Below are 19165 nucleotides of genomic sequence, written 5' to 3' on the forward strand. Positions count from 1 at the left end.
CCCCCTATATCTGAACATACATCTGCTCATCCTCACAAGAATGAATTTCATCCTCTACGAGCTTCCCGCCTTCGATCCGCCAAATTCTTGTCGCCATATGTTTTGCTATTTGCTCATCATGTGTCACCATCAAAATGGTAGACCCTTGTTTGCGATAATGTTCTAAAAGCTCCAGAAGCTGAAATGTATTGGATGAGTCTTGCCCAAAAGTCGGTTCATCTAAAAGCATGATCGGCTGTTTTTTGACAATTGAAGCGGCAACACTCAATCTTCTTTTTTGTCCCATTGAAAGCTGATACGGGTGTTGATGCCGGTGCTTCTGTAAATGAAATAATTCGAGCATTTCTTCTACTTTTGTTCGTATCTCTTCTTCTTTCATCCGTTCAATCCTCAACGAATAAGCAATTTCATCGTAAACTGAATTGGTGACAAATTGAAATTCCGGATTTTGAAAAACGAACGACAGCATGTTGGAAAGCTTTTTTATTTTCTTTGCTTCTTTTTCTAACAGCAAATAAGTGCCGGTCGTTTGTATAAACTGCATCAATGAATGTAACAAAGTGCTCTTTCCGGCGCCGTTTTTCCCCACTATCGCAATCCATTCACCTGCATGAACCTTTCCATACGGTACATCGATTTTGACTTCCTTCTTTCGATATCCTTTAAATTGCTCGAGCTCAATCACGACCTGTTCTTTTAAAGAGGTTTTTTTGTAATACCCCTGCTTATCACGAAGATAATCCTCCCATACACCGGGATACCAAATGCCGTCTTCGCGAATTTCTTTCCGATACCGAGAAAAAATTTGTTCTTTCGGACCGTCTGCGACGATTTGTCCTTTTTGATTAAATAAAAGTATGCGGTCGACAAAGTCAAGAACATGATCAATTTTATGTTCAACGATGATAACTGTTTTATCTTGAGCTGCTTGTTTCATCGTGTCCCATACCGCTTTTGTCCCTTCCGGATCCAGCATTGCAGTCGGCTCGTCCAAAAATAACACGTCTGGATGCAATGCTAAAACAGTGGCGATCGCCAGCCGTTGCTTCATCCCGCCTGACAATGATTGAATGCTGATATGAAGATCATCAAAATGAAGGCCGACCATTTCCAGGTAAACTCGCATTTTTTCATGCATTTGTTCTCTTTTCACTTGCAAATTTTCCAAAACAAAAGCCATTTCTTCATCTACATACGGCATGCAAAATTGCGTGTCAGGATCTTGAAACACATATCCCCAAGATGACGGGGTCAAGATTTTTTCTGCTTTCATCGGCACTTCAATAGATTTTGGAATTAAACCGCTTAACACTTGCAAAAACGTCGATTTCCCACAGCCGGAAGGACCAAGAAGCAAGACTTTTTCTCCCTTATAGAAAGAAGAGGATACATCCTTAAAAAGCAAGGATTCCTCTCCAGGATATTTTAATCGTAAATTTTTCACTTCGCATACTAGATCCATGTTTGCCACCTCTAGTTCAGTGCGTCATAATCTTCATGCGACGCAGGTCTTACTAAATTAGTCACTCCTGTTGCTTCCAAAGATTTCACTAGATAATAGGCAAACGCGCCGGCAATAATGATTGAGCCAATCAATCGAGCTCCAATGAATAATAGCAAGTTCCAAAATACTAAGTCATCTATATAGCCTTTATAAAGATCCATAATTAGCGAACCAGCTGCTGAAGCGGCTGCAGCCAGCATGACAACACCGATATTAAACTTTTTATATCGAAATATCGCAAAAATGATCTCTGCAAATAGTCCTTGGACGATTCCGTATAGAAGAACCTCTATGCCGAATTCAGAGCCGGTTATAAATTCTGCAGATGCCGCTGCTGTTTCCGCTATCAGCGCTACTCCGGGCTTGCGAATAATAAGAAAGGCGACCGTCGCAGCAATAAACCACATACCGTATATGAGCTGGTCGACATGCAGCCCGATCGGCTTGACCGCATAGTAAAGCGGTCCCCATAGTTTATAAACAATTCCAAAAACGATCGAAATAACAATTGTTACTAGAATGTCTGTCAGTTTTAATCCTTTCATTATGATCAAACTCCTTTATTGACTGATTTTTAGTTCCACTTCCCATTTTTCTAAACGATAAGCCATTTCCCAAAACGCTAATTCATATTGACTGCTGATGATAAAATGCTCTTCCATTCTTTTTAGATCGGCTTCTATCGTTTGTTGTGCGATTTCATCCAGCCTGTCAATTTGTTCTTCGACAAGCTGCTTAAACCAATCGCCCCCATAAGCCGCAATCCATTGTTGATAAATCGGTTCTTTTGGCTTCGCATCTTTTAATTTTTCGCCAATTTCGTAATATAGCCAATAGCACGGAAGTATTGCAGCAATAATATCGCCTAAGTGACCGTTGATCGCCGCTCGATATAAATGGGAAGTATAGGCGTACGCCGTTGGGGCCGGCTTAAAATTCGCCTTCTCCTCCTCTGTGATTCCCAGCTGTTTGGCAAATGTTTCATGAAGAGATAATTCCGCTTCAAATGTTCCTTGTGCATGCTGAGCCATTCGCGATGTCGTATATAAATCGTTTGCTTTTGCCGCTCCATACGATTGCACTTTTGCAAAATGGCTTAAATAATACGAATCTTGCAAAACGTAATAACGAAAACATTCAAGCGGCAAACTCCCATCGGCAATACCTTTTACAAATGGATGATCGAAGCTGGCCTGCCATATCGGATCTGCTTTTGTTCGAATTTTTTCAGTAAATTTCATGTTCATTCTCTCCTATATTAAGAATTGATTTCGATTGGCCACATTTCTTTTCGTTCAGACATTTCCCAAAACATATATTCGTATTTGCTCGTTGTGACAAAAATATCTTCCAGCCATTTCAATTCTTCTTCCCGTTTTCCTTCTGCAAGCTCATTCATTAAATCTTTCAGCCATTTTGCCAATTCACCGAATTCTGTTGATGCGTACATTTTTACCCACTCGCCGTAAAACTCATGTTCACTAGCACCAGGAATCTCATGTAAGCGTGTGCCGATTTCATAATAGCTCCATGTACATGGAAGGACTGCGGCAACCAGTTCTGCCAATGATCCTCGCTGCGACACATTTAACATATAGCTCGTATATGCAACGGTTGTAGCAGCAGGCTGAACTTGTTCTAATTTTTCCTTCTCTATTCCTATTCTTTCAGCGTATTGACGATGCAAATCCATTTCCACTTTTAACGTCGAATGTAGAAGATCAGCAAAAACTGTCATTGTTTGAAGATTGTGAGCCTTTAAGCTTCCAAGGGCAAACAGGCGGCAGTATTCGATTAAATAAAGATAATCCTGCTCCATAAAAAAGCGAAATTTGTCGATATCCAGCGTCCCATTGCCGATTCCTTGAACAAACGGATGATGGTAACTCGCTTCCCAAATCGGTTTTGCAGTTTTATACAATCGGTCTGTAAACATTTGAATTACCCCTTTCACAGCTTTTGTAATTGTCATCGTTTTTTCTGATACCAATCAAATAAAAACGCGATCAGCGATTTTGTAAATGTTTTTAATTGGGGGATGGACAGCTTTTCATTCACCGAGTGTGCATCTTCAAGCGTGCCCGGTCCATATAAAACGACGGGAATTCCCGCTTCACTCAGCCAGCCGCCGTCTGTCACAGTAGGGGACATCGTCAGCTTTGCTTCCTCATTAAATGCCAGTTTATGTGCTTTTTGTAATGTTTTCACTCCGAGTGAATGTTCGTCATATGAAAAAGCTGGGAAAATTTCTCCTCGATCTTCAATCATCGATGTGCCGCCCCATTTAAATTTCGGAGGATATTTCCGAAGCCATAGATCAGCCATTGCAACATGATGGATATGTTCTTCAATTTCCCGGATCACCTCTACATAATGCTCTTCCGGGTAATAGTGAACGGTAATCCAAAGGGAACATTTATCGGCCACAAAAGCGGCGTGCCTTCCACCTTCAATCACTGCAGGATTAATTGTGGCAGAACCAGGCGGAAAGCCTTTGCTCGTTTTCATCACTGCCCAATGCTGTTCAAGCTCTCGCAGTCCTTCAATAATTTTCATCATTTTTTCAATCGCGCTTGCCCCAAAAAGCTTCCCGCCGGCATGAATCATTTGTCTTCTCGTGCCATCGTGAAATGTCTCGGGGCTTTCAATTGTAATCCAGCCCGTGATCACCCCGCCCTGCCCTTGTATTTCACAGTTGCTTGAATCGACAACGATGGCAAAATCAGCTCGATATCCCCGGTCGCAGCACGATTTTGTTCCTGCTTCGCCTACTTCTTCACCGACGACGGACTGAAAAATGATATCCCCTCCCGGCTCAATGCCGTTTTCTTGCAGCAGCTTTAATGCAAACAGACTGGCAGCCATTCCCCCTTTCATATCCGCTACACCGCGTCCATATATGTAATCCCCTTTAACCGTTGCCTCAAAAGGAGGCGTTAGCCATTCTTCTCCCTCTTCGATTGAAGCGACATCAATATGCCCGTTAATAATTAAACTGTGGTAATTTTCTGGATCTTTTCCTTTTTTCGTTCCTACTACGACTGGATCTTGTTCATATAAATCCCATTGATCAATGGAAAAGCCGATGTCTTCCAAATATGAGGCGACATACTTTTGAGCCTCTTTTGCATTTCTTGCCGGAGGGCTTGGCGTTTCAAACGATACGAGTGTTTTTAGAAGATTCAGAAGTTCTTCTTCCCTTTCATCAATTTGCTGAAATAGCGTTTGTAACACGTTGTCTCCCCTTTCTTAACATTTTGTTTTGAAAAATGGTTTGCCAACCAGCCTTGTAATGCAAAAAGCCCGTTCCCAATATAAGGGAACGGGCAAGTATATACAAAACCCATAGACAGGTTTCGATATTACTGCACCACTTCCCTACGCTAGTATGATCTAGATCAGGTTCAAAGGGTCAAGGCACACGCCTTTCTCAGCCTTTCGGCTCCCCTAGTGGTTGATAATTCTATGAAATTTTGATTTTATTACATTAAATCATATCGTTTGCAAAATGACAAGCTGGTTGCGTCATCTTTTAGCCGTCTTGAGCAGTTCTCGATAGCCGATCCTCGTAAACTGGAGATGTTCATCAATATAATTCTCTCTTTGCAAATGGCGGATCGCCTCATCAGACAGTTGTATGTGCACCTGTTGAAACTTCTGGTTGAGTTCGTCAAACGAACTGTTTAAAATAAATTCTGCCCCGAGGATCTGAACAATTCGTTCCATCTCCGGATCTCTTTTCAACAACAAGTGAGCAACTCTGTCTTTCATAAGCACAAGCTCTTGTTTCAACTTGGAAGCTTCATTCTCCTTTTCGCGAATTCGAAGTCGGTACATTTGTTTTTCTTCTTCACCGATATTCGCTCTCGTCAAAAGCTCCTCCAATAATTGTGTTTTATCTAGCTCCAATTTATTTAACTGCTGTTCTTTTTTCATCATTTCCGTCTCGTTGATCCAATCGCTTTGAACAAACTCCTTTTTCCCCTCTTTATTGACCGGTCCAATCCGATCCATTTTTCGATACAAAAGAAATACGAGAACGACTAAACATCCGTTCATTAGCAAGGTTAAAAAACGGACTAGGACATCATTAAAGGCGATGAAATAAAAAAGAACCAATACAACAACCACTGCAATGAGCACTTTCAATAAGGTTATCACAAGATTTGTCGGCTGCTTTGTCAACCTTCCCAATCTCCTTCTCTTTCAAAATAAAGCAAATTTAATTATAGCGAATATGGCTCAAAAATTCGAGAAGAAAAACATGTTTTTATATTAGCAAAAATTGAAAATCTGTAAGCCATTTTTGCGAAAATCAAAAATGAAAAGTCTTCGCTGAAAGAAACAGCGCTTCATTTTTCCGGGAAACATTTCTTAGGGCATCGAAAACAGTGATTTTGGCCTCTTCCTCGGAACGATCAAAAAACAAAACAGGGGCAGTTCAAAGTCCATTTTAGATGTTTATTGTTCGCAAATAAAAAAAAGAGAATGTTGATATAACAGCATTCTTGGGTTTTAAGTGTAATCATCTGTTTAGCTGCTTCACGATTAAAGACGACACTATAAAAAATTTAGTATGTTATTGGATTTATAATTGTTTTTTTTAACTGCAATATCTGCTGTAATTTACAGAAAAAGGTAACTGCTCTAATCCTTTTTTAATTGGGGCTGTCCAAAAGATAACTGACTTTTTGAAGCTCCTATATTTTCAGAAAAAATCAAAAAATACAAAAGCCAGTGGACAAAAACGAGTTGTTTTTCTCCACTGGTTTCGTTTTATGAACTTACCGGAAAGCCCCGGAAACTGTGGAATCGTTATGTTGCGCAATTTGTTTATGGAATAAAGCTATAAAAAGAACAACTAAACCATGAACGACGTTCGTCGTAGTGATGCAAAGGAGAAACTCGGCCCTGAAGCCTTCGCAGCTTGGATAAAATTCTATAGTTGGTGTGATCGTTCAGATCAGTGAAAAGACAATGATGGGATTCCTTCAAGCCTTTCCTAAGTCATGAAACGTTTAGGGGGTGGAAAGAAAAAACTCTACAATGAGATCATCTGGCCTTTATGGAACTATGGCTTGATTGATCTTGCCATATATGAAGATAGTGAACAGCTAGGGAACAAATCTGTAAATTATGTAATTAATGAAGGCATATACATTTCATGATGGTTGCCTTCGTGTCTTTCTTGTAAATGAATTACTTTCAAAAGGGTATAGCAGTTCACATTTTAAACATAAGCTGCATAACTAATCTTTACTTTATTTTAAAGTGGGCAGTAACTGCCCACTTTTGTTTATAATTATTGCTTAAGTACCTAAGAATATTTCTTCTAGTGTAGGCTCTTCTACTTCAATTCTAAATACATTAATATTCATTTTTAAAAAGAGTCTATTAATCTCAGATATTGTATATTCGTCCTTCACCATTAAATGAACATGGTTCATACCCCATGTAATATTTGAACTGTACATTTTTAATTGATATTCTAGTTCACTAAACACGTTTTCAGGTATTTTACCATGTTTAATTATGATTGTAAGATTATCGCGATAATCACTTTTTATTTTTTCAATCGGACCTTGGAGTTTTATAATTCCTTTATCTATTATGGCAATTTCATCGCATAATTTCTCTACTTCATCCAGATTATGAGATGTTAGAAAAATAGTCGTGCCTTGTTTTGAAATATCTTTTATTAAACTATGAATACTTAAAATGGAATTGGCATCAACACCTGATGTTGGTTCATCTAAAAACAACAAATCTGGTTTGTTTAATATGGCTTGAGCAATGCCTAGCTTTTTTTTCATTCCAAAAGAGAATTTTTTCGTCTTTAAATTGATTGCATCTTCTAATCCCACTCGTTTTAATATCTGAATGATATCTTCTCTTGTCAGCTTAATACCAAGTAATTTGCTAAAAAATTTCAAGTGATCAAATGCTGTCATGTCCCCGTAAAACTCAGAGTAATCTGGCATAACTCCAAATCTTTTGCGTTGTTCTTTTATATTCTTATTAGATAACAATGTGAATGAACCACTAGAGGGAATCGTTAATCCTGTTATCATGTTAATAAATGTTGACTTACCAGCTCCGTTTTTACCGAGAAATCCAAAAATAATTCCCTTTTTAACTTTTAAACTCACATTATTCACTACATTTTTATTACCATATTTTTTCGTCAAATTATATGTTTCGATAACATACATTTATAAGTCCCTCTTTCTCATTATAGTTAAACTTAATCCCAAAAAGATAATCGTGAATAGTAGTACGAAGTAATAGTAAGGCTCCTTATCTTGACTATAGAAAAAATAAGGAGTGATATAACTATATAGTTTCAGAAAAATATTATCTGATCCCATACTCCACAAGCCTAGAATAGGCATAACTATGGATAGTATTAAATTTATAAAGGTGGTTAGCATTGGATTAGGAATAGTAGTAGAAAGTAGTATAGTTAATCCCAAAAAATAGGATATATATATTATGGAATGTAAAAATAAACGAAAATAGAATTCTTTGGCAAACGGTATAATTAATATTAAAGCAACAAATACACATATACCCCAAAATAATAGTGTTCCCAAGAATTTACCAAGAATAATATTATCTCGTGAAGTTTTTGTAGCAATAAACCTGATCGTTCTAGATTTTAACTCTTCATTAATGACATTATGAGATAGGATAGATACAAACAGAGGAGATGCTAATACAATAAGAACCATTAATCCAACTGAATAGGCATGGTCACCTAAATTTAACACTTGAAGTACTAATGGGAATTTATTTATTAGTTTTGCTGTTTCTAAAGTCACTAAGAAAATTAAAAATATAATAATGATCGAACGTATGCTCCGGAACAATTTTTTAAATTCCCTAAGAGCAATTGTAATCATATAAACCCCTTCCTTTTTCTTTAATTTATGTATTATTTTACACATCCATTATCATATCAAATATTCAAAGCAGAATCCACATTTTTTTAATTTATTTAAAACGAGATAAATAAAATTAAAGTTAAAAACAAAAAAAACTTTTCATTTATTAATTTTTTTGATAATATGTGGTATATGTAGGAGGGATATGCAGGAGGGATAAATATGGAAGATAAAAGTATTCCATCGTGGATTTTATCCTTAGAATCAGAAGATATTGAATTCATAAGAAAATTTGTTATAAATTCAGGTTCTTTAAAAAAATTGACTGAAATTTATAAAGTCTCATATCCGACTGTCCGCTTAAGACTGGATAGAATAATTCAAAAAATAAAATTGAGTGATGAAAAAGAAAAAAATCACTTTATTGATTTAATAAAACAACTTGCTATTGAGGAGCGAATTACATTAGAAGATGCAAGACTTATTATTGAAACGTATAAATCGGAAAGGAAGGGTGAATAATGCCTGATTTCTCTTTATTTTTAATACTATTTGTAATGTCAGCGTTACAATATTTTATGTCAACTAGAAATAATGCACTATGGGGGATTATAGTACCAATATTTTTTGTGATATTAATGACGTGGTTATTTTTTACAAATCGTATCAATAATACAATCACTTTTATTATCCTGATTATAGTTGGGTTATTGTTGCTTATTGAAGAGTGGTGGAGAGGTCGTAAATCTTTTCATAAACGTAGAAAAAGGGAAATAAATAAAATGAAAACAAAGGATTTAAAGTAATTTCATATATTCATATGTAAAATATATTATCTATCCCTCTATTTTCTTTCTAAAAACCAAACAGCTCATAGCCATAAATATTTATATAAGCCTTTCCAGATAATTTATTAATTATATTCCATGCTTTAGCTACCCATGACACAATTTATTTAAGAATAAGGGTAATTTAACAAAATACTAAAAAACATTATTTGTTAAATTACCCTTATAACGGTTTTTTTAGTATTATGTTATATAAATGTAATAGGGTGATAAAATGATGGTTTTAAAAGAGCCGTCCCAAACAATTTCTCCAAATGCTATAAAATTATGGCGGTTAACTAGTTCCATAACACACGGTATTTTGTTTCTTATTTTAGGCATATTATTGGTTTTCAGTTTTTATTTTCAATGGGCAGAATGGTGGAATAAGATTTTTTATGGTTTAGGATTACTTCTAATATTCTCATGTATTGTTGAGTTATTTATTGAGCCAATATATAAACAAAAAACTTGGCGTTACGGGATAGATGAAAAAAGTATTCAATTAAAATATGGAGGAATTATACAAAAAACTTACAAAGTTATTCCTATGAACAAAGTATACTATGTTCATACCTACCAAAATCCCTTTTTAAAAAAATACAAATTAGCCTCAGTGAAAATTGGAACGGTTGCGTATATACATGAAATCCCTGCCCTACCAGAAGAGGAAGCAAAACGTGTTTGTGAACTTGTTGTTACATTGTCTGAATCTAAAAATAATAACAAACAAGGAGAGGAGGAAATCAGTGGAGTATAGAGATAGCCAAAGTAGTCAATTAAAAAGGTTGCCCCCTTTGTGGGTGTTTTTAAAGACTGTTAAAGCAATAAGAGATACAATTTTCCTTTCAATTTTTCTTAAATTCTTTATAAACTATATCCCTGTCCACTTTGATTATGTTAAATGGCTAATGATACCTTATTTAATGTATCAATTTGTTTCAATTTTACTGGAATGGAAACACTTTGGATATCTTTTAACTGGGAAAGAATTATTTGTAGAGAAGGGACGTTTTATTAAAGTCCATCGTCATATTCCCCTTGAACGAATACAAGGGATAAATGAGTTTACCCCACTGTTTTATAGATTATTTGGATTTACTATTTTGTTGTTAGATACTGGAACTGGTGGCGACAAAAAAGACAGTTCTATTAAATTAGAGATGTTATCATCGAAAGAAGCAGAACGTATAAAGAATTATTTGATTACATACGGGAATTTAAAATTGGAAAATTTAAAGAAAGGTTCTGATACTGAGAATGATGTAGAAGAAACTTTAAGAAGATTGCATTATGAAATATCAAAGAAAGAAATTATTATTGGATCAGTTACTTCTTTAAAGGCCCTTTTATTTTTTACGTTTATATATTCTATATACTCCGATGTAAAACAGTTTTTTTCAATAGAAGAACAAATTGACCAAATTTTATCATTTTTTTTATCTTCTTGGTGGATGATACTTTCTGGGTTGTTCATTTTATTTATCCTTTCAACAGGATATGGAATACTAAAAACTTATATCCAATATGGAGAATATAAAGTATTCTCAGATTCTAATAGAATATATATTAAAAAAGGGAAAGTTAATTATACAGAATTTTCCATACCAAAAGAAAAAATACAAGCGATAAACATAAGTACTACTTTTCTAAAAAAAATATTCGGTATAGTAAAGGTAAGAATCATAATCACAAATGATGAAGATGAAGAAGTAAAAACATCAAACGTACTCTTTCCGTTTATTAATGAAAACAAGGCTAAGGATTTAATCGCCGGAATATTACCTGAATTCCGTATTAACCAAAATATGAATCGTATTCCCAAATCTTCCGTAATAATAAAGATACTAAGGACTAGCTATATTTGGATAATAATATCATTGTTAATACATTTTTTTGCACCTTCATTTTGGTATTTAGCTATTACTGTTATAATTCTAACTTTAATTAGTCAGATACTAAATGGTATGTTTAGCAGTTACTCTTTTAAAGGTAAAAATATCCAGATAAAGAAATATTCATTGTTTTCAATAAAATTATTTATTACTTCTAGAGCTAAGATTGAGGAAGTTAAATTAACTGAGAACTTCTTACAAAGGATATTTAGATTATCTTCTTTAATTATTGTAACCCGAGAGAATCCTGCAAAAATAATTAGAATACTAGATATCCCATCTGAAGCATCTAAAACCTTCTATACAAATTATAAAAAGTATACTGTTTATAACAATAAGTACTCTGTTTGATAATAAAAAACAATATATAGGTTTCAAAATAAAAGAGAATCTGTTTAAATTAAGCCTTGCTAATAAGCAAGGACTTTTTTGTTTATATATGGAAAGTCATGTTTTTCACCTTTCTTTTTTAATCCCTCAATAATTTTTCCTTTATCTTCTTTTTGATCTTTACCATGTTAGCATCTCCCTTCTAGAGAAAGGGTATTTCTATCCGAAAGATGTTTAGTGCAAAATGAAAGTACAGAGTTCTGCAACAAAAAAGTGCAGAGCTTCATGGCATAAAAAAAGGCTTGCCAGCTCCTAAAATACCCTCTACTGTTTAAGGTTGTGAAGAACACAAAACAGTGGAGGTAATGAAAGGATGCTAGCAATGCCTGAAATTCATCATATCAAACATTTGCGTGAAAAGAAAGGGTTATCGCTTTCCGAAATTGTCCGCAGGACGGGATTTAACTGGAGAACAGTCAAGAAATATGCGGATGGAGACATTTCGGTCAGACAAAAAATAAAGAGAAAACGGGGAATGATGGAGGAAGAAGGATACGGTCAAATCATTGATAACTGGCTGGAGGAGGACGCCAAACTGCCAAGAAAACAACGGCGGACAAGCAAGAAGATGTACGAACAATTAAAGCAGGAACATGGCTTTAAAGGGTCTTATCGAACGGTTTGCGCCTACGTTCAAAAACGAAGACCTCAGCTTAAGCTGGAGAAGGAACAGCGTTACGAGAGGCTGGAACACCCTCCGGGGGAAGCGCAGGTGGATTTCGGCACCATGTCCGTTGTGACGAAGGAGGGAAAAGAGGAAGACCGATCAATTCTGATTTTGAGCTTTCCGTACAGCAACGCCGCGTATGCGTATCCATTGCCAGCGGAAAACAGCGAATGTTTTCTTTACGGGCTCACTCAGCTGTTTCGCCAAGCCGGAGGCGTCCCGAGAAAACTCCGCATCGACAATTTGGCGGCGGCGGTGGTTTCGATCCGAAAAGGAGGCGAACGTCAATATACTGAAGCATTTGAGCGATTCCGGCTTCATTACCGGTTTGACGTACAGGCGTGCAATCCGTATAGCGGACACGAAAAAGGGAATGTCGAACGGAAAGTTTACTATACTCGTCAACACTACTTTGTCCCTGCTCCGTTGATCAAGGGGGATGAAGAACTGGCGGAGTGGCTGCATCGCAAGATGATCGAAGATCGAGCCCGCCCCCACTATGAAAAAGGGAGAACCATTGAGGAATTATGGCAGGAAGAACAAAAGGAGTTGCTTGTCCTGCCGGAGAGAGATCTCCCGATCTTCTCCTTCCACCACGCCAATGTCAATAAATACGGGGAAGTAACGGTGGATGGGGAGACGTTTGTGGTTCATGGGATCCCGGTTCCCAACCGTGTCCTTGTCAAAAAGGAATGGGATCGTTTCATGGTTTTGTCCCAAGAAGGGGAGGTGTACCTGGAAGCGCCAAGGTCGTACACGAAAAAGCAACGGGAGCTCCCTTGGAAGGACATTTTGGCGGAATGGGCGCAAAAGCCCCGGGTGGTGGAGTATTCGCGGTTTCGAGTTTACTTACCGGAGGCCATTAGGAAATACTTCATGGAACAACCGAAACCAGACGGCTTCACGCATTCGAGGGGTGCAGAAGCTGCTGGACCGGTACACCGTCTATGAGATCGCTCAGTGGCTTGACAAGTATCAACGGTGGGATTTGGCGCCCCATGAGATCGGGGTGTTGATGGAGGCGAAGCGTTCGGAGTATCCCGCGAAATGGGAAGAAGCCTATACCCCTTCCGTTTTAGTCGACTATAAAACCGATTTACATGTGTATGATCAACGTCTTTGTCCGTCAAGGGAAGGGGGAAGCCGGGCATGAAGATGGATTTAAAGAGATTTGTAAAGCCCTGCATTTGGCGTACATCGCGGATCGATTCGAGGAGGTGGCCTACGAGACCAAGGAACAGTTTTTGCGTGATGTGTTGGCGTTGGAGCTGTCGTTCCGTCAGAAAGCAAAACAGGCTCGATTGATCAAGAAGGCGAAGTTCCAGGAGTTGAAATGGCTCAAAGATTACGAATGGTCGGATCAGATTCATTGGCCGACCACGACCTCGAAGGAAGAACTTTGCGACCTTCGCTTTTTGGAGCAAAAACAGAACGTCCTGCTTTTAGGTTCGCCGGGAACAGGAAAAACCCATCTCGCCACCGCATTAGGATTAAAAGCGTGTGAACGGGGCCATGAAGTTCGGTTTTTCCGTGTCGCCGATCTTGTCGCCCAGCTCGAAGAGGCGTTAAAAGACGGCATCCTCGGACGGCTCAAACGGCAAATCGACACACATGCGAGCTGTTGATTTTGGACGAACTCGGCTATGTACCTTTCCAAAAGCAGGGATCGGAACTGCTGTTTCACATCATTGCCGATTGTTATGAACGAAAAAGTGTCATCGTGACATCGAATTTAGAGTTTGGACAGTGGAATCGAGTGTTTGGGGACAACCGCCTGACGGCAGCGCTGGTGGATCGTTTGGTCCATCACGCCCACATTCTCGCGTTTACGGGTGAGAGCTACCGCTTGCGGCATGCGCCTTCTGCCGTTCAGTCGCTCCCTTCTCACTCGGTTGAAAGGTAAATTCATTGAGCCGGCAAGCCTATGTATTTTTTCTTGCAATTCTCTGCACTTTTTGCTTGCAAAAAACACCGAAAGAACCACCACTCCCTTGTACTCTAGGTTTCTTTTAACTAACGTCATAACAGATATAATAAGAGTACTTATACAGACTTCCACTATTAAAAGGTGGATTTCTACTTAGTTATAGCTGTTATTAACAGCTTCGTTTTAACATCATTTTTTGAACTCGCCTGTGTTATTAATAGATTTAGAGTTCAATGAAACTACGTATTAAAATCCCTATAAAAAAGAACTGTTCTCCGACTAAATAGGAGACAATTCTTTTTTATCCATATAAAAATTAATACTTTTTTACACATAATTTAATAAGCATAGTCTATAATAGTGTGTATAAATTACACTATTCTCCCAAAAATGTAAACTATATAAGTTGGTGATTGGATTATACATTATTACTATTAAATTTGTACAATATTATCCAAAAGACATACTTTTTTTCTTGAATTATCCTTTTTTTCAATATAAAATAACATGTCTAAAAAAAACAAAATTATTGTTATTTATGTAAATGAGTTAAAAATTTCTATTTTTGCTTGAATTTTACTCTAAATTTATATAAAATAATCTATGTAATTAAAAAATAAAAAGAAAGGAAGATTATTTATGTGGGTAACTAGAGCATGGCAAGTAATTAGCAAATTATCTGGAAAGGCTTATGAATGGGCCAAAAATAACATTAGTAAAATCATTGAATGGCTTAAAAATGGTGCGACTTTCGAATGGATTAGTGACAAAATTGATCAAATCATCAATTAATAACAAAATTGATCTACAATTTGCGTTCATAGCGCTTTAAACGTAAAAAGCCACAGGGCCGCTACCCCTGTGGCTTTTTCCATTTTGTTACTTGAGAAATCACTCGATTACAAAAGAAATCGTTGGGCGAATTACCAAATGCTATTTCTTCAAGTAACTTTTTTATGCGATTATTCAATTTGCATTCATAGCGCTTCAATCGCTATAATCCCTCCTTTTATAGAAGGGGCAGAATTCATCAATGGAATTCTTATACAAAAAGAATAACCCAAATGTAAACTATATGCAAGAGGTTTATTTTTTAAGTATCTCAAAACTTAGATTATCAATGATTTAAGTGTATTATTTTATCAAAAGGTATTCTTTTGAAGGAAGTGCAGATCGATAATTTTTGGAAAATAGATCTTGCCGCGACTTGAAGATTAGTAGTACAATGGATACAGCATAATAGAACGAGATAAAGCAAAGGAGCTTTCGAAGCGCGTTGTAGTCGGATTGGGGGTTCGCTACAACCGTCTGCCGTACCACCCTACGGCAAACACCTGCTCGAAAGCTCTTGTGTTAACATATTTATGCTATATTTCTATTCTAATGAGTAAATGTGTTTAATGTAAGAGTAAAATAGTTGGAAAATTCTATCTTTTTCTCCAATAAGAGCGTGTTTGCCTACGTTAGACGTACAACGTACGGCAGCACGCTCTTTTGTTTGTTCCGAATATTCGGGAGAAACGGAAAGAAAACAGAAACACGATGAAAGACATCATTATTGATTTACTACGTTCGGATGGCTCAATTGTAGTAAATAAACGTTTAGCCAAAGCCATCGGATTGATGGAAGCTGTCGTTTACAGTGAACTTGTCAGTATGTATAAATATTGAGCTAGTCGAGAAAAACTAATAGACGGTGAATGGTTTTTCTGTACGGATGACAATCTTTCGGAAAACACTACCATTCCAAAAAATACAGTAAGACGAAAAGTAACGGAATTAGTAAAGTTAGGGCTTATCGAAAAAGAGTTAAAAGGTTTACCGGCTAAAATTCATTATCGTATAACAGATAAAATTTTTGAGGTGCTGGGTTTATGGTCAACCTGATAAAATCAACGTTTCCGACGACAAAAATGCTGAAAAACCGCATGGTTATCAGCTTGCCCAAAATGACCAACCAAGAATGCCCAAATTGGCCAGCCATCAATAATACTAATATTAATAATACTAATATCAATAATACTAATATCAATCATCATCATCCCCTGATCGAAGGATTCAATCACCAACAATCCGATCTGATTCATGAGTTTCTAAAAGCCAACAAGATCGATGATGGTGACCTGAAAAATAAACTGTTGAAGAGACTTAAGGGAAAACGATTCAAGTACATGGCCTACATAGAGAAGACATTTGAAACCGTAAAGAAAATGGTAGACTCTAACTCTAGTGAGGAGCAAGACATTCAGAAGCCAGTACGAAAAGAATTAGTGCCAGATTGGTTGAAGATGGACTACAGCCAATCAGAGGATGATGATTTCGACATTGAACAAGCACGACAGGAACTTGAGGAACGGTTGAAAAAATATAGAGATGAATGACTAATGAGACTAAAAGGAGAAAGCCGAAAAAGCTCGCCAGTTCTTACAATTTACTCTTTTTCCTTGTCCGCCACCTAACAAGCAACAAAATTAACTATATGACCAAAACAGTTTTTTGGTCAATTAATCTGAATTTAGTTTAACAATTTCTATTCCTGCTGTCAAACAATAAAAAAACCGGGCGCACAATTAAGCGTCCGGTCAGAACTCCAAAGCTTTCTAGAGGTCGAATGAAAGCCCCCCAATCGCTCTATTGCTCTTCTGTTCCCAAAAAAACCACCTGCAATGTTTTGCAGATGGTTGAATCATTCAGCGTTTTCTGTTTCCGCTAACACCCGATTAACACGTTTTTCCAGCATTTTCATTCCGCTTCCTCCTGCTTGGAAGTGGCGAAGAATGCCGTTTTTGTCAAAAACATAATATGCAGGTACATATTGATTTTCAAAAGCATCGGTTAATTTATGTTCGTTGTCTACAAAGATCGGTTGCGTAATCCCGTGTTCTTCCGCTACTTTTTTAATATCATCAATATCTAAATCCTTTTCGGAGCGAGGCATATGAACAGCTACTACGTTCAGTTTATCTTTATATTGATCGCGGAACTCATTTACTTTCGGCATTGCTTCTTTACACAAATGGCAGCTGATTGACCAAAAATGGATTAATGTTGGTTTTTCACCGATTAATTGCTCTTTCGTTACTTCGCCATTCAGCCAAGTTGTTGCTCCGACTAATTCAGGCATTGGCTCACGTAATTTCATTTCCGTTTCCTCCTTGAAGAATGAATATCAAAAAAATAATCGTTTGAAAAAAGGCCTAACGTACTGCTAGGCCCTTTGAATGAAAAGCTTCATTATACTTTAAGCGTTTCTTGACCAGGCTTCCAGTTTGCTGGGCAAAGTCCGCCAGTTTGAAGCGCTTGAAGTACACGCAATGTTTCATCAACATCGCGGCCAATGTTGTTATGGAATACTGTTTGATATTGAAGTTCGCCTTCTGGATTGATGATGAACAATCCGCGAAGAGCAACTCCTTCTTCTTCGATTAAAACGCCGTAGTCTCTTGATACTTGATGATTTGTATCTGCTGCAAGCGGATATTTAATATCGCCTAAACCGTTCTCTTCGCGAGGAGTTTTAATCCAAGCTAAGTGTGTGTGAATTGTGTCAGTTGATACACCAATCACTTCTGCATCAAGATCTTCAAATTCTTCATAACGGTCAGAAATAGCTGTGATTTCAGTTGGACAAACGAAAGTGAAGTCCATTGGATAAAAGAAAAGAACTGTCCATTTTCCTTGTTTCATGATTTCTTCCAAGCTTACTTTACCAAACTCTTTGTTTGGCAAAACGGCATCCATTTCAAAACGTGGAGCTTGTTTACCAACCAAACGCTCTGCCATTATGTAACCCTCCATTTTAAAATTTTATTTTAAAGGAAACTTTTTGATCGTTTCCTTCAAAAACAAATGAGAATGAATTGAGTATTTTCTCAATATCCTTCCTCCGATTACTATTATATATAACAACAAAATTTTAGTCAATTTTAAGTAATAATTAATTTAAATAATTTGTTTTACATTTTCATTGCGGTGAAGAGAACAATAATACTATTTCCAATTTTCGCCGCTATCATTAAAAAAATGTAACAATCATTGAAAATTCCTTTTTCTATGCTAAACTTTCAACTGTACATTCAGTTTAACACGATCCCGTCAAATAACCAAATGATTGGCTTGAAAAGAAAGGGGAAATGGTTTTGAACTTTTTTGAATCTATTGATTGGGCTGATCTGGCTTTAAAATCAGGAGAAGTTTTGGCCAAGCTTATTGGAATTTACATTGCATATATTATCGTCAAATCAATCGGCAATAAAATTATTCACAAAATGTTTGAGGGGCTTGAGAATCGGAAGGAAATTTCCACCACGCGGGCTAAAACGCTGCAAACATTAGTTTTGAATTTCTTTCATTATGCCCTGTTTTTCATTTTTATTGTTACCGTTTTTCAAGTGTTTGGCTACAATGTCACAGCGCTTTTAGCCGGGGCTGGGGTTGTTGGTCTTGCGATCGGCTTTGGAGCTCAAGGGCTCGTCAGCGATGTTGTGACAGGATTTTTCCTTCTCCTAGAAAAACAACTTGATGTTGGAGATTATGTCACTACAGGCAATTATTCAGGCATTGTGGAAGCTGTCGGTTTACGAACGACGCAAATCCGAGGCTTTGACGGCACATTGCATTATGTTCCAAACAGGCAGATTGTCGGCCTTTCCAATCATTCTAGAGGAAATATGCAAGCCCTCGTTGATATCAGCATATCGTATAATGAAGACTTAAATCGGGTCATGTCCATTCTTCAAGAAGCTTGCGACCAATTTGCAAAAGAAACTGAAGAGGTTGTGGAGGGTCCGGACGTTTTAGGCGTGCAAAATTTCGGCACGTCTGATGTGATTATCCGCATCATCGCCAAAACGAAAAACATGGAGCAGTGGGCTGTTGAAAGAAAGCTCCGGAAACGGCTGAAAGAAGTGCTTGATGAAAACGGCATCGAAATTCCGTTCCCTCATCAAGTGATGATTCATAAGAACGAGCAGCAAAAGGAAAGAGGATGATCTCTCATCCCCTTTCCTTTTTAATTATGACTTCGTGTTTGTATAGAACGTATTTCTAATTTTTTTGCTCCTGCTTTATG

At 37.2% G+C, this 19165-nt stretch carries 17 protein-coding genes, 3 pseudogenes and 1 riboswitch; of the genes and pseudogenes, 10 read left to right on the forward strand and 10 right to left on the reverse strand.

Features of this window, described 5'->3' with window-relative positions; all coding sequences use genetic code 11:
• Positions 1-4: 4 nt before the first annotated feature.
• The 8 genes from NSQ61_RS08185 to NSQ61_RS08220 all read right to left on the reverse strand — a co-directional run bounded on the left by NSQ61_RS08185 (position 5) and on the right by NSQ61_RS08220 (position 8406).
• Positions 5-1462 carry an ABC transporter ATP-binding protein gene (locus NSQ61_RS08185; protein ID WP_117016832.1) on the reverse strand — a complete coding sequence of 486 codons (1458 nt, stop codon included), beginning with the start codon at positions 1460-1462 and terminating at the stop codon, positions 5-7.
• Positions 1463-1473: 11 nt separating this feature from the next.
• Positions 1474-2049 (reverse strand): ECF transporter S component, encoded by a 576-nt coding sequence (locus NSQ61_RS08190; protein WP_063386853.1) that lies wholly within the window; start codon positions 2047-2049, stop codon positions 1474-1476.
• Between the two features lie 15 nt (positions 2050-2064).
• Positions 2065-2745 carry a thiaminase II gene (gene tenA / locus NSQ61_RS08195; RefSeq protein WP_117016834.1) on the reverse strand — a complete coding sequence of 227 codons (681 nt, stop codon included), beginning with the start codon at positions 2743-2745 and terminating at the stop codon, positions 2065-2067.
• Between the two features lie 17 nt (positions 2746-2762).
• On the reverse strand, positions 2763-3440 hold the full coding sequence (gene tenA / locus NSQ61_RS08200; RefSeq protein WP_063386916.1) for a thiaminase II: 678 nt from the start codon (positions 3438-3440) through the stop codon (positions 2763-2765).
• A 32-nt stretch (positions 3441-3472) separates the two neighbouring features.
• Positions 3473-4738, reverse strand: coding sequence for an acetylornithine deacetylase (locus NSQ61_RS08205; protein ID WP_340806698.1), 1266 nt, complete (start codon positions 4736-4738; stop codon positions 3473-3475).
• 124 nt (positions 4739-4862) lie between these two features.
• Positions 4863-4963, reverse strand: a riboswitch (TPP riboswitch).
• A 66-nt stretch (positions 4964-5029) separates the two neighbouring features.
• Positions 5030-5689, reverse strand: coding sequence for a hypothetical protein (locus NSQ61_RS08210; RefSeq protein WP_066248760.1), 660 nt, complete (start codon positions 5687-5689; stop codon positions 5030-5032).
• Between the two features lie 1124 nt (positions 5690-6813).
• Positions 6814-7716, reverse strand: coding sequence for an ABC transporter ATP-binding protein (locus tag NSQ61_RS08215; RefSeq protein ID WP_066252014.1), 903 nt, complete (start codon positions 7714-7716; stop codon positions 6814-6816).
• Entirely contained in the window at positions 7717-8406 is a 690-nt protein-coding gene (locus NSQ61_RS08220) for an ABC transporter permease (RefSeq protein ID WP_066252011.1), read from the reverse strand.
• Positions 8407-8610: 204 nt separating this feature from the next.
• Between NSQ61_RS08220 and NSQ61_RS08225 the strand changes: the two genes are divergently transcribed.
• The 9 genes and pseudogenes from NSQ61_RS08225 to NSQ61_RS08265 all read left to right on the forward strand — a co-directional run.
• Positions 8611-8910 carry a DUF2089 family protein gene (locus NSQ61_RS08225; RefSeq protein ID WP_066252008.1) on the forward strand — a complete coding sequence of 100 codons (300 nt, stop codon included), beginning with the start codon at positions 8611-8613 and terminating at the stop codon, positions 8908-8910.
• A complete protein-coding gene (locus NSQ61_RS08230; RefSeq protein ID WP_066252005.1) occupies positions 8910-9194 on the forward strand; it encodes a hypothetical protein in 285 nt (94 codons plus the stop codon). Before NSQ61_RS08225 ends, NSQ61_RS08230 begins: the two co-directional genes overlap by 1 nt.
• 259 nt (positions 9195-9453) lie before the next feature.
• Complete coding sequence (locus tag NSQ61_RS08235) at positions 9454-9975, forward strand: PH domain-containing protein (RefSeq protein ID WP_314736884.1); 522 nt, start codon at positions 9454-9456, stop codon at positions 9973-9975.
• Positions 9965-11461 (forward strand): PH domain-containing protein, encoded by a 1497-nt coding sequence (locus NSQ61_RS08240; RefSeq protein WP_066251999.1) that lies wholly within the window; start codon positions 9965-9967, stop codon positions 11459-11461. Before NSQ61_RS08235 ends, NSQ61_RS08240 begins: the two co-directional genes overlap by 11 nt.
• A gap of 352 nt (positions 11462-11813) precedes the next feature.
• Positions 11814-13320 (forward strand): annotated as a pseudogene (gene istA, locus NSQ61_RS08245) (IS21 family transposase).
• Positions 13317-14070, forward strand: a pseudogene (gene istB / locus NSQ61_RS08250) (IS21-like element helper ATPase IstB). The pseudogenes istA and istB overlap by 4 nt, the downstream one beginning before the upstream one ends.
• Positions 14071-14733: 663 nt before the next feature.
• On the forward strand, positions 14734-14886 hold the full coding sequence (locus NSQ61_RS08255) for an aureocin A53 family class IId bacteriocin (RefSeq protein WP_340806707.1): 153 nt from the start codon (positions 14734-14736) through the stop codon (positions 14884-14886).
• Between the two features lie 702 nt (positions 14887-15588).
• Entirely contained in the window at positions 15589-15765 is a 177-nt protein-coding gene (locus tag NSQ61_RS08260) for a hypothetical protein (protein ID WP_162877010.1), read from the forward strand.
• A 578-nt stretch (positions 15766-16343) separates the two neighbouring features.
• Positions 16344-16475: pseudogene (locus tag NSQ61_RS08265) on the forward strand (replication protein); the annotation flags it as partial.
• A 305-nt stretch (positions 16476-16780) separates the two neighbouring features.
• Here the strand turns inward: NSQ61_RS08265 and NSQ61_RS08270 are convergent.
• Together NSQ61_RS08270 and NSQ61_RS08275 are read right to left on the reverse strand one after the other, a co-directional pair.
• Complete coding sequence (locus NSQ61_RS08270) at positions 16781-17236, reverse strand: TlpA family protein disulfide reductase (RefSeq protein ID WP_063386849.1); 456 nt, start codon at positions 17234-17236, stop codon at positions 16781-16783.
• 92 nt (positions 17237-17328) lie between these two features.
• A complete protein-coding gene (locus tag NSQ61_RS08275) occupies positions 17329-17877 on the reverse strand; it encodes a peroxiredoxin (RefSeq protein ID WP_063386848.1) in 549 nt (182 codons plus the stop codon).
• Positions 17878-18227: 350 nt separating this feature from the next.
• On the opposite strand from NSQ61_RS08275, the gene NSQ61_RS08280 reads away from it, so the two are divergent.
• The gene (locus NSQ61_RS08280) at positions 18228-19085 is read left to right on the forward strand and encodes a mechanosensitive ion channel family protein (protein WP_066248002.1); all 858 of its coding nucleotides are present in this window, start codon (positions 18228-18230) and stop codon (positions 19083-19085) included.
• Positions 19086-19165: the final 80 nt, after the last annotated feature.

Source organism: Aeribacillus sp. FSL K6-1121 (assembly GCF_038003725.1).
GTDB lineage: Bacteria > Bacillota > Bacilli > Bacillales > Aeribacillaceae > Aeribacillus > Aeribacillus composti.

Excerpts from the sequence above, each read along its gene's own strand:
- NSQ61_RS08225 (WP_066252008.1), top strand. The coding sequence starts at position 8,611 with ATGGAAGATAAAAGTATTCCATCGTGGATTTTATCCTTAGAATCAGAA.
- NSQ61_RS08270 (WP_063386849.1), bottom strand. The coding sequence starts at position 17,236 with ATGAAATTACGTGAGCCAATGCCTGAATTAGTCGGAGCAACAACTTGG.
- NSQ61_RS08235 (WP_314736884.1), top strand. The coding sequence starts at position 9,454 with ATGGTTTTAAAAGAGCCGTCCCAAACAATTTCTCCAAATGCTATAAAA.
- NSQ61_RS08220 (WP_066252011.1), bottom strand. The coding sequence starts at position 8,406 with ATGATTACAATTGCTCTTAGGGAATTTAAAAAATTGTTCCGGAGCATA.
- NSQ61_RS08215 (WP_066252014.1), bottom strand. The coding sequence starts at position 7,716 with ATGTATGTTATCGAAACATATAATTTGACGAAAAAATATGGTAATAAA.
- NSQ61_RS08190 (WP_063386853.1), bottom strand. The coding sequence starts at position 2,049 with ATGAAAGGATTAAAACTGACAGACATTCTAGTAACAATTGTTATTTCG.
- tenA (WP_063386916.1), bottom strand. The coding sequence starts at position 3,440 with ATGTTTACAGACCGATTGTATAAAACTGCAAAACCGATTTGGGAAGCG.
- NSQ61_RS08280 (WP_066248002.1), top strand. The coding sequence starts at position 18,228 with ATGGTTTTGAACTTTTTTGAATCTATTGATTGGGCTGATCTGGCTTTA.
- tenA (WP_117016834.1), bottom strand. The coding sequence starts at position 2,745 with ATGAAATTTACTGAAAAAATTCGAACAAAAGCAGATCCGATATGGCAG.
- NSQ61_RS08230 (WP_066252005.1), top strand. The coding sequence starts at position 8,910 with ATGCCTGATTTCTCTTTATTTTTAATACTATTTGTAATGTCAGCGTTA.
- NSQ61_RS08185 (WP_117016832.1), bottom strand. The coding sequence starts at position 1,462 with ATGGATCTAGTATGCGAAGTGAAAAATTTACGATTAAAATATCCTGGA.
- NSQ61_RS08255 (WP_340806707.1), top strand. The coding sequence starts at position 14,734 with ATGTGGGTAACTAGAGCATGGCAAGTAATTAGCAAATTATCTGGAAAG.
- NSQ61_RS08275 (WP_063386848.1), bottom strand. The coding sequence starts at position 17,877 with ATGGCAGAGCGTTTGGTTGGTAAACAAGCTCCACGTTTTGAAATGGAT.